The organism is Corallococcus sp. 4LFB (genome assembly GCF_046520365.1).
Classification (GTDB): Bacteria; Myxococcota; Myxococcia; order Myxococcales; family Myxococcaceae; genus Corallococcus; species Corallococcus caeni.
Genome location: NZ_JBKGHJ010000860.1, coordinates 1 through 2,056, shown reverse-complemented (window position 1 = coordinate 2,056; position 2,056 = coordinate 1). Strand labels below are relative to the sequence as shown.

The following is a 2,056-nucleotide window of genomic DNA, read 5'->3' as shown; positions in this document are numbered from 1 at the left end:
CCCCGGGCGCGGCCTCCGTGCTGGCCGCGCGCTTGCGGGACGTGCGCTTCGTGCCGCCGGCCGCGGTGCGGCCCTTGCGCTTCCTGGAGGGCACCTCGCGCGCCTGGGGCAGCACCACCTGTCCGGGGGCGATGACGCGCGCGCGGCGGCCGGTGTCCGTCAGGGACAGCCGCTGGAAGAGGATGACCTGGCCGTCCTTGTCGAAGGAGTCCGAGTCCAGGCGCACCAGCCCCGAGCGCACCAGTCCGCCCACGAGCCGCTCGAAGTCGCGGCGGTGGAGCTGCTCTCCGAAGAGCTCGCGGTGGAGCCGTCCGGTGGCCTGGCCGTCGCGGGCGTGCAGGGCCTCCAGGATGCGGCCCAGCGCGTGGGCCTCCATGGCGGAGGGCTCCTCGAAGCGGACCACCTCGCAGGACTCGGGGGCGCAGACGTCGCACAGGCCGCAGGCCGCGCCGGAGTCCTGCACGTCGCCGAAGTGCGCCACCAGGTGCCGCATGCGGCAGTCGTGCGCCTCCGCGTACCGGCCCATCTGCTCCAGGTGCAGCTGCTTGCGCTCGCGCTGCGCGATGTACGCCACGGCCCAGCCCGCGCGGCCGCGCCGCACGTCTTCATCCGGCGTCATCTCCACGCCGCCGTGGATCCACAGCTGCTCGAGCGCCTTGTCGAAGAGGTCGGGGTCGCCTCGCACGCGGGCCTGGATGGAGGCCTTGGGCTCCAGCGCGTTGGAGGTGGCCTGGTAGATGCGTTCCAGGACGGAGGGGTCCGGGTAGTCGCGGCGGTGGAAGAACTCATGGGTGCGCCGGTCCACGAAGGCGTGGAGCAGCACCGCGCGCGAGCCCTTGCCATCGCGCCCCGCGCGCCCCAGCTCCTGGTAGTAGCCCTCCAGGCTGGCCGGCAGCGCCGCGTGGATGACGGTGCGCACGTCCGGCTTGTCGATGCCCATGCCGAACGCCGTCGTCGCGACGATGACCTCCAGGTGGCCCTTGAGGAACGCGGCCTGGATGCGGTCGCGCTCCTGGGGCTGGAGGCCCGCGTGGTACGGCGCGGTGTGGAAGTCGTGCGCGAGCAGGTCCGCGTACTGCTCCGCGTGCTTGCGCGTGGACGCGTAGACGATGGCGGGCCGGTGCTCCGGGTTGCGCAGCAGCGACAGGATGGCGTCGCCGCGAGCCCCCGGGTTCAGCTCGCGCACCTCGATGGCGATGTTGGTGCGGCGGAAGCCGTGGATGAAGGTGTGCGCGGCGCCGCCCCGGGAGCCGCGCAGGCCCAGTTGCTGGACGATGTCCTTCTGCACGTCCGGCGTGGCCGTGGCGGTGAGGGCCACCACGGGGGCGGGACGCAAGAGCGGCAGGCGCGAGCCCAGGAGCCGGTAGTCCGGACGGAAGTCATGCCCCCACTGCGAGATGCAGTGCGCCTCGTCGATGGCGATGAGCGACGGGGTGCGGCGGGCGAGCAGCTCCACGAAGCCGGGGACGCCCAGGCGCTCCGGGGCGATGAAGAGGAAGTCCAGGCGGCCTTCGAGGTACTCGGCGCAGACCTGCCGGGAGGTGGCGCGGTCCCGGCCGGAGTGGATGCGGTCCGCGGCGAAGCCCAGCGACTGGAGCCGCAGCACCTGGTCCTCCATCAGCGCGATGAGCGGGCTGACGACGACGGTGGTGCCCGCGCGAGCGAGGCCAGGGAGCTGGTAGCAGAGCGACTTGCCCGCGCCCGTGGGCATGACGAGCAGCAGGTCCTCGCCGGACGTGGCCGCGCGGCAGACCTCTTCCTGGTACGGGCGGAAGTCGTTGAAGCCGAAGGCCTCCTTGAGGAGGCCGCGCAGCTTGTCCGGGGGCGTGGGAGCGCGGTGCACGCGCTCCGGCCGGCCCGTGCCCAGGTTCACGGCCTGGGGCTGACGCTTCGCCCGGCCGAAGCCTTCGGAGGAGGCCTGCACGAACGCGGAGCGGACCTCCGGCGGGGGAATGTTGGGGGGAGCCTCCGGGCCGCGCAGCGACGCGGGCCGGGCGCGTTCCCGGCGGCCGTCGCGAACCGCGAGGAACCTTGGACGTCGGCGCCCCGGAGCCCG

At 73.6% G+C, this 2,056-nt stretch carries 1 protein-coding gene; it reads right to left on the bottom strand.

What is annotated here, in order from left to right; translation table 11 throughout:
• Positions 1 to 1,924 (bottom strand): RecQ family ATP-dependent DNA helicase (locus ACLEQD_RS42055; protein WP_410391558.1); only part of this gene is annotated, 1,924 nt, incomplete at its 3' end.
• Positions 1,925 to 2,056: the final 132 nt, after the last annotated feature.